The 15764-nt window shown below is 68.4% G+C and carries 3 protein-coding genes and 1 pseudogene; all 4 read right to left on the bottom strand.

Annotated elements, in window-relative coordinates; translation table 11 throughout:
- Window positions 1-248, bottom strand: a pseudogene (locus O0882_RS28625) (ShlB/FhaC/HecB family hemolysin secretion/activation protein); the annotation flags it as partial.
- Between the two features lie 198 nt (window positions 249-446).
- Window positions 447-14093: a filamentous haemagglutinin family protein gene (locus tag O0882_RS28620; protein WP_289953390.1), complete on the bottom strand. Its 13647-nt coding sequence runs from the start codon at window positions 14091-14093 to the stop codon at window positions 447-449.
- Between the two features lie 173 nt (window positions 14094-14266).
- Window positions 14267-15214: a FecR domain-containing protein gene (locus O0882_RS28615; RefSeq protein WP_289953389.1), complete on the bottom strand. Its 948-nt coding sequence runs from the start codon at window positions 15212-15214 to the stop codon at window positions 14267-14269.
- Entirely contained in the window at window positions 15207-15764 is a 558-nt protein-coding gene (locus O0882_RS28610; RefSeq protein ID WP_289953388.1) for an RNA polymerase sigma factor, read from the bottom strand. The genes O0882_RS28615 and O0882_RS28610 overlap by 8 nt, the downstream gene beginning before the upstream one ends.

Raw genomic sequence — 15764 nt, 5'->3', positions numbered from 1 at the left:
CGGCCCGGCCCCAGGAACGGCGTGACCGCCTCTTCGATGGCGCGCGCATCGAGCACGGTATTGCCGCGCACCAGGTATTCCTCGATCGTCACCTGCCGTTCCGGCGCGGCCACAGGAGCGGCCACATGAGCGGCCGACGGGACGGCGTCCTGGGCGCGTGCCATGCCCGGCAGCGCCAGCATGGCCAGGCACAGCAGGCTCAAGGCGGTCGCGGGTGCCTGCGGCGCGCCGTTACCTCGTTTCTTCATCTCACGCATCTTCCATTCACCTTAAAATCAAACGGTTGCCCTACCCGGTATCGCGGCGCCGAACGCTATGCTCGGCAAGACAGTACCTAGACGAACGCCGCACGCACGAACTGACGTTTGTCATCAAATGTTCATAAAACTCCGGCCACGACCTTGGCGCCGCGGCCGGAATGGCCTCCCGTCAAGCTCGTACAGCGGTCACGGCTGCAAGCCGCGACGCTCGTTAGGCGTGAGCGCCTGCAACTGCGGCGCCGTCAACGGTCCCGCGCCCAGCACCTGCACCACGCCGGCCGGCTGGTAGTTCGACGCCTGCGGCTCACCGCCCTTGTGCTTGCCGACACCGCCCTCGTCCGCCTGCTCGTTGCCAAAGCCCAGCACCTTCACGGTGAACAGCGACGGCAGCGCCTGGCGCGTGGCGGCCCGTTCGCGCTGCAGCACGTCCTGCGCCGCCGTCACGGCTTGCGAGGCGGCCGCGCTGGCATTGCTGAGCGCACCCACGTTCACTGCGGCAATGACCGGCATGCCCGTGGACTTGCCCTGCACCTGGATGTTTTCCGCATTCACCACCTGCAAGGCGGCCAGGTTGACGTTGCCCGAGACGCGGATACCCGCCTCGCCCGCGTCGATGGTGCCCAGCGGGGCGATCAGGTCGATGTCGCCAGGCGGCACCTCCGGAATCGGATTCAGGGTGGCGATGCCGGCGCCCGTGTTTGGCGTGGTCGGCGACAGGCTGACCAGGCCAATGCTGTCGTAGGCGCGGCGCTGCGGCGTAAACACCACGGTGGACTTGGAGCCGCGGCCCGCGTTGATGTCACCACCGGCAGACCAGGCCAGGATGTTGCCGCCGAAGGTAGTGAAGATGCGGCTCTGGCCCAGCAGGATGCTGTCCCGGGCGTAGATCTGGATTTCACCGGCGCCCTGCGTCAGCACGCCCGAGCCTTCGCCCGGCACGAAGCCGCCATCGACGCCGACCAAGGTGCGCCCGCCCGGCGCGAGGATGTCGATGTTGCCGCCGAAGTCGGTGTGGATGCCGGCATCGACCAGGTCGAACACGGGCGCATGGCTCTGGCCCTGAAGCACATACTGTTCGCGGGTCAGGTAATTGATGCCCTTGCGCGGCCGCTTGGTGCTGCCGCCCTCGCTGCCGTCCAGATAGTAGGTGGCGCCACTGAACATGGTCAGGTCGCCCGCGTAGGTCACGGGCTTGCCCTGCGCATCCTTGCTCGGGAACAGCGTGGCGATGGCTTCGCGGCCGCGCAGGTAGCTGCCTTCGCGCACGCCGCCGGCAGCCGTGTACTCGCGCCCGCCAGCCTTGAGTTCGGCGAAATAGACGTTGCGCAGGAAGACCCGTTGCTGCTCGGCCGGCAAGGCCGCGAAAAATTTGCGTGCGTCCATGCTGGCCGCGTCAAAGCGCAGTCCGAGGCCATTGCGCTGGCCGGCGCCATAGCGGGTTTCCAGCCAGTTGACCAAGTGCAACTGGCTCGACAAGCCGTACTCGCGTTGCAGGTCGCGCCTGGCGGCACCGCTGGCGCCGCCCTGGCGCACCTGGTCAAGTTCGGCCTGGCGCGCGGCCAGAAAGGCCGGCGCGCCCGCTGCGTCGCCGCTGTAGCCGAACTCCGTGCGCAACCAGTCGGCCAGGCCCAGACGGCCGCCATACACGACCACCGCCTTGCCCGGCTGATCGGCCAGGGACTTGCCCGGCTCGCTCAGCTTGGCCGGATCGAGGTAGCGCGCGGCGAAGGCGGCGTAATCGGGGCCATGCTCGCCCACCCCGGCAGCGACGACGATGCCGGCGCCGCTGCTGCGGTCGCCCGGCGTGACCTTGGCTACCGGCCCGATACTTTTCAGCTCAGCCTTGTCGGCCATGTAGATGTCGCGCCCGGCCGTCACTTCCAGCGTGCCGGGACCAGCGACATAGAAGGTGCTGTAGCGCAAGTCACGGCCCGCGCTGACCACCGAGACATCGTCCGGATTGCTGTGAATCAACAGATTGCCGCGCGCCGAGCCGTTGACGGTGAGGGTCGGACGCAGCGGCAGCGCCGGGTTGTTGTACGCCACCTGCGAACTCCAGCCCAGCAAGCCCTCGGGCGCGCCGTCGACCAGGCCCAGCGCCGTGCCGGAATTGACAATGTCGCGTCCGGCGCGCAGGGCCACCGGCCCGCCGCCTTCATACCAGGTACTGTAGCGTTCCACGTTGCCATTGCTACGCGTGATGATCGATCCCATGCGCAGTCCGACGAGGTCACCCTCGACGGCGTAATAGCGCGCTGGAAGCTGACCCTGCACGGCATAGCCCGACGCGGTCGGCGGAGTCATCGTGAACAGCGGATAACGCTGCGGCGAAGCACCCGCATTCCGCGACACGAACAGCAGGTCGGGCGCCTGCGCATTCTGGTTCACGTTATGCGTGTAGATGTCGCCGTAATCGGTAACGCCGGAAACGCCGGCGAAACCCGGGTTGAAAGGACTGGGCAACATGGTCGGGTCGGCGCCCGACACCGTCACCGCATAACCGCCCGCGTAGATCGAATCCCGGGCCAGCAGTTCCAGCTGCCCCGCAGTGCTGCGGGTGAAATGCGGACTCACGGGCGAAGGCGCCAGCAGCAGGCCTTCAGCCGGTCGCAGCGGGGCGCTCGAGCCGTCCGTACCACCCAGGCTCGAGTTGCCATAATAAAGGCTGCCGCTGGCCGCGACAGCGCGCAACTGCGACGGCAGCACGAAGCGCCCGCCAGCGGACGCCTGGTTGCTGCTGGCGCGGTCATCCATCCAGGCGGTGGACGGCGTCAGGTTGCCGCCCGCACTGAACAGGTCGATGGCGGTCGATGGCGTCCACAGCGAGAACCAGCTGTAGCCCTCGCCATCGTGCGCCACCCCTTGCGCGGTGAACGGCGTGCCGTTGTTTATTTGCGTGACACGGCCGGCGTCGCCCACGCCGCCGAGCACCAGGTCGCCGCGCGTATCGATGCGCACGCCGGAATCGCCCGGCACCAGCACCGGCCCGCCGCCGCCGATCGACGACGTGGCCGTGTAGACCTGGTAGGCGCGCGACTCCTGGTTATCGCCCTTGTCGAAGCGCAGCTCGATGCCGCCCACCGAGCCGGCCGCCATGCGCATGGCACCGCGCAGGTTGACGAAGGTACTGTTGAGGTCGCTACGGCTGCCCTGATAGCGGGTCTGCGGCGTGACCTCGCCCGTCGGCGTGGCGAACGAACGTACTTCGGCCACCGGGTTCAGGCCACCGCCGATGCGGATGTCCAGGTCGCCGCCACCGGTCAAGGTCAGCGCCGAACCGTCCGGCGCCACCCGGCCAGTGCTGGCCACCACCAAATTCAGGCCCTGGCTGCGCGCCACGTAGCGGCCGGACTGGTCGGTGCGAGGCGACAGCATGCCGGCGGCGCCGCCGGCCTCCAGCACCAGGTTGCCGCCGCCCAGGGTGCCGATGCCCGTGAAGCCGGTCATCACAGGCAGCGTCTCGTACAGATGGTTGCTGCTGCTGCCGCCGGCGACGTAGCTGCCGAAGTTGATCCACCAGGCGGTAGGCACGGCGTCGGCCTGGGCGACGGCACTGCCGGTCCCCTGGCGCCACAGCCAGTTGCCGATGGCGGTGCTGTCGGATTGCGGACGCATGTAGCCGAGCGCGTCCTGGCGGCGCTGACTGCTGACACCGACCAGGTCACCGGTCACGTCGCCCTGGGCGCGCACCAGCAGGTTGCCCCCATGTTCCGGATACCAGGCCTGGTACAGGCTTTGCGCGCCACCGTCAACGTAGGGCTTGAAGGCCCCGCCATCGGGACCGAGGATGGAACCCGTGCGATCAGCCGCGCGCGGCAGCCGGTAAGCCGCCGCCACATTGGCCGCCTGGGTACCGGCCGTATACACGCCGTACGGCGAACTCTGGCTGAAGTTACCGCCGGCCAGGAGGTCGAGGTCGCCGGTACCCGTACGCAGCACGCTGAACAGCTGTTGCCGCGCAGGCAAGGGCACTATCGGGAAGCTGGCGCCTTCGGGCAGCCAGGTCACCAGGTCGCCCACGTTCATTTTATTGTATTCCAGCACGGCCTCGACGCCACCGTAATCGTCGACATTGATCAAGGTGCCCGGCTCGGCGTAGGCATACAGCGCCGAGTCGCCTATCCAGTAGAAATTGCCCGCCACGCCTTCGATCGGCGGCGCAGCCACCTTCGGCAGGCTGAATCCCATGACCGCGCTGTAGTGGTGGTCAGTCAGCAGCAGCCCCGCGTCCGGCGCGCCCGGGCGCAGCGCGCGGGTATCGGCCGCCTGTGTATCGGCGCCCCCCACCAGGCGCATCGACCATGACTGCGAGCCGCTGGCCAGCATCGGCGCCAGGGCCCAGTTGCGGCCCTGGTTGCCGTCGGCATCGGCCGGACGCAGGGCCACCGAGTCGGCGCCGCCAGGCAGCCGCACCCAGGTTTCGCTCGGCACCAGCGCGCCCTTGCGCAAGGTCAGCGCGCCAGCCAGGACCACGCCATTGGCTGGGGTGTCGTTGACCGCGCCGATCGGATACGGCAGCGGCACGCCGCCCGGCCAAGTCATGGCGGCGACCTGCATCGGCACTGGCAGGCGGCTGCCAGCGTCGAGCTGCATGCCGCTGCTCAGCGTGACGTTGCTGGCCAGCACCGTGCCGGCCGCATACACCACCGCGCCGGCCGCATTGCGCACGGCGCCACCCAGCACGGTTCCGGCCGGCAATTGCAGGTCGGCCGTCAAGGTGGCCTGCGCCGGCAGCGCCGTGTCGGCGCGCATGCCCATGGCTTTCATCGGCAAGTCGTAATTGAGGGTGCGGCCGGACTGGAAGAAAGTGTCATCGGCCAGCGTGACCAGCTGGTCACGCGGCACGATGACGTCGGCACCGAACGGCACCCGGCCCCTGGCCAGCATCCAGCCATTGTCGTCCGGCGTGACCGGCAAGGCCTTGCCATCGAAGCCGTCATTGATGCTGCCGAAGATGTTCAGCTTGCCGCCGGCGCGCAGCACCAGCGCGCCGGCTTCGCCCGAGCCATGCACCGCGGTCTGTCCGGTGTGCGGATTGACGCTGGCGTAACGGTAGCCCGACAGGTCGATGTCGCCATCGACATGCAGGTCGCCGTCCGGCGTGGCGCTGAGGATGGCCACGCCCGGACGCAGGTGGAAGGCGTCCCGGTAGTTGCGCAGGCCGGACAGGCGGCCATTCATCAGCCCGCCATTCGCCAGGGCGCCCGTCATGAAGGCCACGCTGTCGTCGTGCTTGCGGTCCAGGTAGTCCTGGTCGATGATCTGGTAAGGGCGGCCGTCAACCGTCGTTTCCGTGCCAGCACGGGCGTCCTTGTACGACCAGAAACCATTGACCGTGATGGCGCGGGCGCCGTCGATGGCCAGCGGACCGGCGGCGTCGATGGCGACGTCGTTGCCACGGGCGCCGCCCAGGCGTTGCGCGCTCAGCTCCAGCGTGCCCAGCGAGGCGATCCGGTCGGCCTTGCCGGCCGTGCCGGCGCGCAAGTCCATGCGCGCGCCGCCGTCGAGCACCAGGCGGCCGCTGCCTGCATCGATGTCGATCACGGCGCGGTTCGGCGCCTCGATGACCTGGCCATAGCTATCGACCCGCAGCACGCTGCCGTGGGCGTCAAGCACGGCGCTGCCGGCCAGGTGAACGCCGTCGCGCGCGGCCAGGCGGATGCTGCCCACCTGTTCGCCGCTGGCGTCGATGGTGCCTTTGACCGTCAGGTGGCCGGCGTCGACCGAGACATTGATTTCGCGCGCGCGCAGCTCGTTGCCCAGCACCAGGTCGCCCTGCTTGAGCTGGAAGCTGCGGCTGCCGACCAGCCCGCCATCCGTCAGGCGTTGATTGAGGCCGCCAAAATCCGCGATGTGCTGGCCGCGGATGTCGGCGCCGCCGGCCGCGAACGGCAGGTCGGTGCCGCCCGCGTCGTAGTGGCCGCTGCTGCCGCCGGCGATGCCGCCGAGCAACGACACCGTGCCGGCCTCCTGGCCCAGCGCCGTGGCGGTCAGCTTGCCGGCGCGGTTCGATACGGCCGAGATGTCGATGCGCGAACCGGCCGCCTGGCGCACGTCGCCGCCGCGGCTGTCGAGCACCACGTCGCCACCCCAGCTGTATTTGCTCACGTCGTGGAAGGCGATCTTGCGTCCGGCCAGGTCGAGGCGGGCAGCGTCGCCCAGCAGCACGTCGCGCTCGGCCGAGACAGTGAGCTTACCGCTCGGCAACAGCACGGCCGTGTCCAGCGTGACGCTGCGCCCGTCCAGCGCGATCTCCGCGCCCAGCGCGCCGGCCAGGGTGGCCGCGTCCTGGGGCGCGTCCTTGGCCGTGGATGGCCTGGCGACCAGGATGTCGCCGCCGGCCTTGATCTTGTTGATCGAGCCGGCGTTACCGGTCAGCAGCGCCGTGTTCAAGCTCAGGTTGCCGCCGCTGCGCAGGTAGCCCTTGCTGGCCGTATCCCAGCCGCTTTGCGACTGGTACACCGAAAGCGAGCCGCTATGGTTGGCGGTGATGCGCTCGGCGGCATTGATGACGACATCGCCAAAGCCGAGGATCAAGCGGTCCAGGCTGTGGATGGTGTCTGGCCGGCTATTGGGACCATAGCCGAACTCGACCTGGCGGGCGTCGATCTGCAGGTGCCCCTTGCCGCTGCCCGCCCCTTCGGCGGCCGGCAAGCCCGGCGCCGTCGTGGCGCCGTTCCACACCAGCACGTCGGTCTTGATGCGCGCCACGGCGTCGCTGCCGCCAGCGCCATAGATCGCCGGCGTGCCGATCACCAGCCGCTCCAGCGACGATTTTCCCGTGCTCGCGTTGATGGTCGACAATTCGACGTTGTCATAGAAATTGATGGCGTCGCGCGCCGTCATCACCAGATTGTTCAGCGCCGGTGCACCGGCACTGGCGTCGCCGCGCAGCAGGCGGTCGAGGATGCCCTGGTTCAGGGTCAGCCCGGCCGGCAGCGCATCGCGCGCGGCCATCGCGGCCAGCGACGCTTCGCTGCCAACGTTGATGCCGCCCACCGCCAGCACCAGGTTGCGGGTGCCGTAAGTGGCGGCGTCGCGCAGGTTGAAACTCTGGTCCGTGGCGGCGGCAATCGTGCCTTCCGAATACAGTGGCGTCGCGCCGCTGCAGGTGGCGCCCGGCGCGCAAGCGCCGATGTCGATGCGGCCCGGCCCGTTGCGCGGGTCCTGGCTGAAGGTAGGGGCCAGCATGTCGAGCCGGCCATTCGAGACGGCCAGCACGCTGGACGCGCCCGGCGCATACACGAAGCCATTCGACGAATCCCAGGCGGCGGCGCCACGGCCCAGCGTATTGATGCCGCCGCCCTGCTCGATGATGATGCCGCCGGCCTTGGTATTGGTCACCAGGAAGACCTCGCCGGCCCGCAGTACCGCGCCGTCGCGCAGCACGACCGTACCGGCGCCGCTCAGGAACTGGGCCACGTTGGCTTGCTGGCGGCCGGTGAAGGGGTCATTGTAATTAGCTACTGGCAAGCCGCCGATGCCCAGACGCGGCGCGGCGATGGCGTTCAGGGCGTCCACGCTCACCGACGTGCCTTCGAAGCCGGCGGTGGGCGCGGCGCCGCTGCCCAGGATTTCATAGTTGCGCAGGTAGCCGCCCAGCAGCAGGGCGCTGCCGCCGAAGCCATCCTTGCCAGGCGTGTACTGCGCCTTGCCGGCAAAGCGCAGCGCGTCAGTCACGGCGACGCTACCGCTGAACACTGGCGACACCAGGTCAAAGTGCAGCGCCTTGGCGTCGCGTTCGAGCAGCGGACGGGGCACGCCGTCGCGCACCGCCTGGGCCAGAGCGAAATCGGCATAGCTGGTTTCATTGAATTGCGAATAGCTGCGCAACACGTCGGCCGACGTCAGCAGCGCCTGCGACGACAGCGCGTCGCGCTGGCTGGTGTTGCTGATGCCGAGTTGTACCGCGGCCGCATACGAACCGTTGCGCATGGCCGTGGCCGATCCCATGGGCAGGCCGCCGGCCGCCAGGCCATTGAGTTCGACGCGGAAGGCGCCCGGCAACAGGGCAAAGCTCGACGGCAGCAAGGTGTAGGTGCCAGCCGCCAGGCCTGGCACGCCGGCGCCGATGGTGATCTGGCGGCCCAGCGCCGGATCGCCCGCGCCGTTTTCGGCAACCACAGGCGCATAGCCGGCCTGCGGTCCGGGCACGATGGCATAGACGGGGTTGGTGGCCAGGCGGGGCAGCACGAAGCCGCCCTTGGCCGACGTCTGCACCAGCGGATTGAGGCGCGCATCGGTCGAGCCGCCGCGCCCCGCCAGGAAGGCTGCGCCCGTGAGGCTGCCGCCACCCGTCATGTCGAGCACGGCGCCGTTGCGCACGTCGACGCTCTTACCGGCGAGCACGATCGCAGGATCGTTGCCCACTCCCTTGTAGGCCACGTCGTCGCCGTCATACATGTAGCTGAGACCATCGAGCGTGCCGCCGTAAGGCATGACCAGTCCATTCGCGCTGACCGATGTAACGCTGCCGGGCAGCAGATTGAGCTGGCTGGTCATCGTGCCAGAACCGTTCATGCCCACCATGATCTTGCCCAGGGGCGCGCGCAGCACGCCACCCTGGTTCACCGTGGCCGCGCCCAGTTCGAGCGAGCCGAATACCGAGTACGGCATGGCCGGCAACGGCGCGGACGCATCGCCGGTGCGCTCGATGGTCAGGCTGCGGGCGGGATCGAACTGGCGTACCATCTGTCCGTACTCGTTGAGTACCGTCTGCTGGCCAACGATCACGCTGCCCTTGGCGCCACTGACGGGATAAATCTGCGCACCCGCCAGGGTCAGGTTGCCAGGCGTGTACAGCGCGGCGTCGCCGCGCATGCGGATATCGCCGCTGCTGCGCAGTTCCAGCTCGCCAAAGGCGTCACGCTTGACTTCCAGGTCCTTGGCGACGTTCTGCACGATGCTGCCATTGGCGCCGAAACTGACGGTGTTGGCGAGGTCGATCAAGCTGGCGTCGAGGGTCAGGCGCGCAGCGTCGGCGACGGCCGACATACCCAGCTTGCCGCCGCCCGCGCCGCCGTTGCCGGAGCCGTTCACCGGGTTGGGCAGCAGATGGTCATCGGCTTGCGTGCGGGTGGTGCCGGCCAGGCGGATGTACGGCGCCGCCAGCCTGACCTGCGACGTGGCGCCGGCCTTCTCGCCCAGCGCCAGCGAGGTGGCGGTCAGGCGCAGGCTTTGTCCCAGCGACAGGTCGACATCGCCATCAAAGCTGAGCAAACCATTGGCCAGCAGGGCCAAGTGGTCGAAACCGCCAGCCTGGATGCGGTCGACGCCCAGGCGCGCCGCGCCGTAGCGCAGGGCCGGATCGCGGTCGCCGGCCACCAGATCGCTGGCCAGGCCGCTGTCGCCCTGCAGGCGCGAGACCAGCAGTTCGCGCGGCACGCGCACCGCGTCTTCGACGCCGGATCCCTTCAAGTCGATCTTGCCGACGATGCCATAGTTCGGTGTTTCCAGGTTCAGCGCCAGGGTGCCGCCGGCCGCGCCTGCGCCACCGGCTGCCGCATGCAGGCTGCCGTCGAGGAACAAGCCGCGGAAGGAGCTGAGCGCGATGCTGCCGCCGTCGCTGGCCACCAGCACGCTGCCCTGGCCGGGCAGGTCGAGTTGGGCTGCAGCGCCGGACGCTTCCAGGCGCGCGCCGGGACGCAGCACGACAAAGGCGTCGGCCGCCTCGACCTGGGCGGCGTCGGGCTTGTGCCTGGCGCCGATCTCGATGCTGCCGCCGCTGCCGACATGGCCGTAAACACCGCCCTGGGCATCGGTGGCGGTGACCGCACGGCCCGCCACGTCGAGCACCGCGCCATTGCCGATCCAGATCGACTGGGCATTGGCGCTGCCATCCGGACGGTTGATCTCGTTACTGGTAACAAACGTACCAGGCAGCACGGAAATGCGCCCGCCGGCCGCACTCAGCTTGCCCTCCACCGTGACCTGGCCGTTGCCGGTGAGACTGATGCTTTGCCCCTCGTCCACGCGCAGCGCGGCGTCCTTGCCGATCACCAGCGGCGCCTTGGCGTTACGGGTGCCGGCCGCCAGCGCGATATCGGCGCCGGCGCGCTGCGTCAGCACGCCTTTGACGGCGTCTTCCTGCCACAGCGGCGCCAGCCACGGCTGCAGGGCGGCTGCCGAATCGGCACCGCTGGCCAGCGTGCGCGCCGCTGCCGGGTCGGCGCGCAGCACCGGCATCGCCACGTCAATGACGGCGCCCTGCGCCACCTGCACGCCTTGCTGGCCGGTGATGTCGTAGTGCGCGAAGCCGCGCTGGAACAGGGAACTGTCCAGTACCAGCAGCGGCTTGATGGCCAGATCCTGCGGCACGCGATTACCTGCCAGCAGGCGCTCGCCCGCATTGAGGGTCACGTCCGCCGCAAATGCGGTACCGGCGGCCACCGTCGCATTGTAGGCGGCGACCGGCATGCCGTTCGGGAACGCTTCGGCCGGCACCAGGTAGCCGGAACCGAGCTTGCCACTCACGCTGTTCAGCGTGACGCCTGCCGGCACGGTCATGCCGGACATATAGGTATAGCCATTCGTGGCGCCGATATAGATATATTCCCAGCTGACCGAGGCCGGCGGCACCACCCACGCGGCGGCCAGGGTGTAGGGACGGGACACGCTGAAGTCGGGCAGGTCGAGCAGCACCTGGCCGGGCGCGAGGTGCTCGCTGATATAGCTGAAGTCGCTGTCGAGCACCGTGCCGGCCTTGATGGTGAATGCCTTGGCCAGGGTCAGGTGCACCGGCATGGCCTGGCCCGCTGGCAAGATGCCGTTCTCGGCCAGCACGCCGCCACCGATGGCCACGCCGATGCCGGAATCGATGCTCAGCGTGCCGCCACCCTTCACGCCATAGCCGCGCAACTCGCCGTCCATCACCAGCGCCGCCGAGCCTTTTCCATCGGTGTCGTTCTGGTTCGACTTGAGGGTGATGTTGCCGCCGCGCCCGCCCTGCAGCTTGCCGTTGGCCAACGTGGCCGCGCCGGAGGAAGTATCGATGACGCTGCCTGCCGCCAGGGTGACGGCGCCGCTGCCGACCAGCGACACCGTGCCGCCATTCACATACGGCAGGCCGGAAATGTCGGCCGGGTCCAGTTGCAGCTGGCTCCACAGGCCGCGGGTGTCGAGCGTGACGCCGGATGCGACCTTGATGCCGGCCGTTTGCCCCTTCGGTGCCGGCGCGATGATGGTGTCGATCCAGCCGTTGCCGCCGCTGGCCAATTTGTTGACGATGTCGCCGAGGGCGATGCTGCCGCCGCGCGCGCTCAAGCCGGCATTCACCGCGATGTCGGGAGCATGCAGCGCGATCTCGCCACCGGGAGCAACTTGCACGGCGGCATCGATTACGATGCCGCCTTTGGCGTAGGCCTTGAAGCCGCCCAGTTGCTGGGCGTTGAGCCAGCCGGCATCGAGGAAGGCCTTGCCGACCAGGCTTTCGGGCATGGCGTCCAGCAGGCCGGGAGCGGGCACGCCGCCAGTGCCGGCCATGCCGACGTGCAGCGACTGCAGCAGCGCCGTCGGGTTGTCGCGCAACTGTGTGCTGGCGGCATCGAATACCGGCACGATCTGGCCCAGCAGCAATTGCCCATGGCGGGGTCCTGCCAGCTGCGACTGGCGGTAGCTGTCCAGGGTGGCGTCGCGCGCCGCCTTCTGGCGCTCGCCCTGGAACACGCTCGATTCAATGCCGCCTTCGAGCACCGCGGAGCCGGTGCCCACGATGACATGGCCGGCGTCGCGGCCCACGATATAGCCGTTTTCCAGGCGCTCGCGCGCGCCGATCAGAGGGGTGGCAAAATTCTCGGTCGCGCCGTCGCCCCAGCGTTTGTGCTGCGATTCGAAGCCACGGTAAAGACCGCTATACAGCATGTCGCCGGGCGCGGTCGACAGCTTGTAGAGCTGGCCATCCTTGCCGCTGAGCCAACTCTGGCGAATCATCCCGGTCTGCACATCGAAAGTGCCGCCGGAAACATTGAGCGAGGAACCGGCCTGGGTGACCAGTTCGGCGCCCTTGAACGCCACCGTGCCGCCCTGCGCTGCCCATTCGCCGATGCCGTGGCCGCCGGTGTTGAGATAGCCGCTCACTTCCAGCAAGCCGCCGCCCGTGTACCAGCGGTCGGTAGGATAGCCATTCGTGCCGGCGGCCACGCGTACCAGGTCGCGCCGGTCGACCCACAGGTCGGTGTTGTTGAGAACTTTGCTGTCGCGGTTGCCGGGCGCATCGCGCTGCTCGTTGCCCTGCACGTTGATCAGCACATTGTTCGAGGCCATGGCCACGTTCACGCCGACGGCGCCGGAGACGTCGATGCTGGCGCCGCGCGCCACTTGCGTGCGGCGCGTGGCCAGCGCATTCACCTGGCCGCCGGTGGCCAGGGTGAGCGAACCGGTATCGAAGACAATGTCGCGCCCGGAGGCAATCTGGATCAGCGACAGGTCGCGGCGGTTGTAGGCACCGTCGCTCAGCACGGCAGAGTCCTTGATGAGCGCGTCGCGCTGCACGTCCAGCGCGGTGGTGCCGCTGTCGTCGAGCAGCACCGTGGTGAGGCTGTCCGGGGCCAGAGTGACCAGGCCTTCGCTGCCGTCGGCCTTCAGGTGCACGGTGCCGCGTGTCGTCACGCTGGTGCTGCTGAGCAACACGCCGGCCTGCCGCACGTCGCGGCCCGTCAGGGTGACGTCGCCGGTGAGCGCCTGCACCAGGCCGGCATTCGTCACCTTGCCGGCGACGCTATGCGCATTGAACTTGACGTCGACCTCGTTGCCACGCGTGCTCGAGGTCTGGTTGGCGTCCGTACCCAGCCCCTTGCGGATGACGAAGCTGTCGCCGGCGGCCAGCATCACTTGACCGTTCGGTGCCGACAGGCTGCCGCCGTTATGCACTTCGCGCCCGGCCAGCAGCACGTAGCCGCCGCCTTCCGTCACCGTCTGCGGCTTGCGCGTGCTGATCTGCGCACCCGCCTGCACCACCACGTCGGCCGTGGCGTCAGCATGCTTGGCCACAGTGCCGTTGAGCACCAGATCGTTGACCAGCGTGGGCTTGAAGCCCGAGCCCAGCGTTTCGCTGTAGATGCCCTTTTTGAATTGACTGTCGCTCATGCCCACGGCGGCGGCCACCAGGCTGCGCGTGTCGACCTGGCTGCTGCCCGTAAACACGATGCCGTTGCGGTTGACCAACATGACCGTGCCGTCGGCCTTGATCTGGCCCAGCACCTGGCTGGGACGGGCCAGCGGATCGTTGACGCGGTTGAGTACGGACCAGTTCCCCAACTGGTCGAATTGCAGGGTGGTATTCTGGCCGATATTGAACGTTTCCCAGTTCAGGATCGCCTTGTCGGCCGTCTGCTTGACGGTCACCACGGTCTTGCCGTCGGCCTGCGCCTGCGTGGGGCCATTCGCATTGAACCAGCCGGCCGTCAGGCTGTTGCTGTCGACTTTCAAGCCGCCTTCGGCCAGGCCGTCCGGCACCTGCGAGCCGGCGGCGATGGCCGCCTGGCGCGCCGCCTGCTGGGCCGCCTGCTGCACGGCGATGGCGCGCGCCGCCAGGTGCAGATTGTTCAGCGAACTTTGCAGCTGTGCATGGGCTTTTTGCTGCTGCGCCTGCTTATTGTCCATCCCGATGATGGCCTGGCCATTCGGCAAGCGTCCCGTGGCGGCAGCCGTGCCCTGCTGCGCCCCCTTGCCGGCGAACCAGGCGCCACTGAACGGCTGCTGCGCCTGTGCGCCACCGGCCTGCAGCAGCAGGGCGATGGCCAGCGCCAGCGGTTTCAATCGCACCGGGCGCTCGCTCCGGTTGCCCGCCATGGCGGAGGAGGATGCGTGTTTCGTGACCGACTTGCTTCGCTGCATGGCGACATTCCCTTTTCATGTTCCGTTGCTGACCGATATCGCGAAAGGGCACGCTGCACGCACGGGGCGGGCGGCAGGCACAGATTCGCGGCTTCCAGCAGCATTGACAGGGAACAAGGTCCGGGACTGCAAAAGGTCATGAAAATGTCATAATTGGCGCCAGGCTTTTGCTCTTAGCCGAACAGCACGATGCCGCCCGGCAGCCGCGTCACGCGCGCGCCATACGCATCCTGAATCAGGGCGATCACGTCGTCGAGGCGGTCGAGCGAAAAGCTCGCTTGCACGCGCGTGTGTTTCAAGGCGTCGCCATTGAGGATCAGCTTGCCGGGACGGTAGCGGTTCACTTCGTCCACCACCTCGGCCAAGGTGCTTTGCTTGAACACCAGCAAGCGCTGGCGCCACGCGCTGACGTCGCTTTTTGCCACCGCGCGCGCGATGCCGAAATGCTCGGGCCGATAGCGCAGCTGCTGGCCGGCCGCCAGTTCCGCATCGTTGCCGGCCTGCGCCACGCGCAAGCGGCCCGCCAGGCATGTCACGCACACTTCCTGACCAAACAGGCGGATATTGAAGCGCCCGCTGCCGGCCGACACCGTGCCGTCGCCCGCCTGCACGCGCACGCGCGCCGCGCCGCGCAAGCCGGCCTGGAATTCCGCCTCGCCCGCCAGCAGCACCAGCGACGCGGCGCCGTCCTGCACGGGCGCCGCATCGAGGCGCGTCTGCGTATTCATCTGCACCAGCACGCCGCCATCGAGCGCCACTTCGCGCTGCTCGCCCGTGCCCGTGGCGTAGTCGGCGCCCAGACCCGCCACGGCCGGCCACAAATCTGTCGGCGGGCGCAGCACCAGTAAACCCAGCGAGGCGGCCACGGCGCCACCGAGCCAGGCGCGCCGCGCCGTGTTCACGGGCCGCTGCGCCCGCTTGACGGCGCGCGCGGCCGGCGCCATCGCGCCCCACACGGCGCGCGCCTCGGCAAAGGCGTTGGCATGCTTGCGGCTGCGCGCGCACCAGTGGCGAAACACTTGCGCATCGCGCTCGCTGACCTGGCCCGAGGCCAGGCGCACGACCCACGCCTGCGCTTCCTTCTGGATGACACTCATGTCGTCTTCCGCTTGTTCAATCATGATGTTTAGACGTTTTTCCCGCGCCGGGACCGAAGCGCTGAATGAAATCGCGTCCCATGCGTTCGCAACAATGTTCGAGGCCGGCGCGCAATTCCTTCTCCACCGTGCGGGCGGAAATACCGAAACGCTCGGCGATATCGCGGTGCGGCAACTGGTCGACGCGGGCGGCGATGACGATGGCGCGCCGGCGTTTCGGCAACTCCTGCAAGGCCCGTTCCAGTTCTTCCAGCTCGGCGCGCGCGCTGAAGGTGCGGGCCGGGTCGGCCAGCTCATCGGCCATCTCGTACAAGTCGTCGATATCGGGCAGGCTGAGCAGGCGCGCATTGTCGCGGCGTTGATCTTCCGCAATGTTGATGGCGATGCGCATCAGATACGCGGACGGATAGCTGATCGCTTCGGGCGCATTCATCCGTTCCACCCGCAGATACGTTTCATGCAGCGCATCATTGGCCAGGTCTTCCGAGCCCAGACGGCGCTGCAGGTGGCGGCGAAACTGTCCGTAGCGTTCCAGGAACAGCTTGCGCAAGGTGGATTTCAGCAATTCCGACAT

The organism is Janthinobacterium sp. SUN073 (assembly GCF_030397665.1).
GTDB lineage: Bacteria > Pseudomonadota > Gammaproteobacteria > Burkholderiales > Burkholderiaceae_D > Janthinobacterium.
Note: the sequence above shows the minus strand (reverse complement) of the source record. Positions and strands in the feature narration are given on the sequence as shown.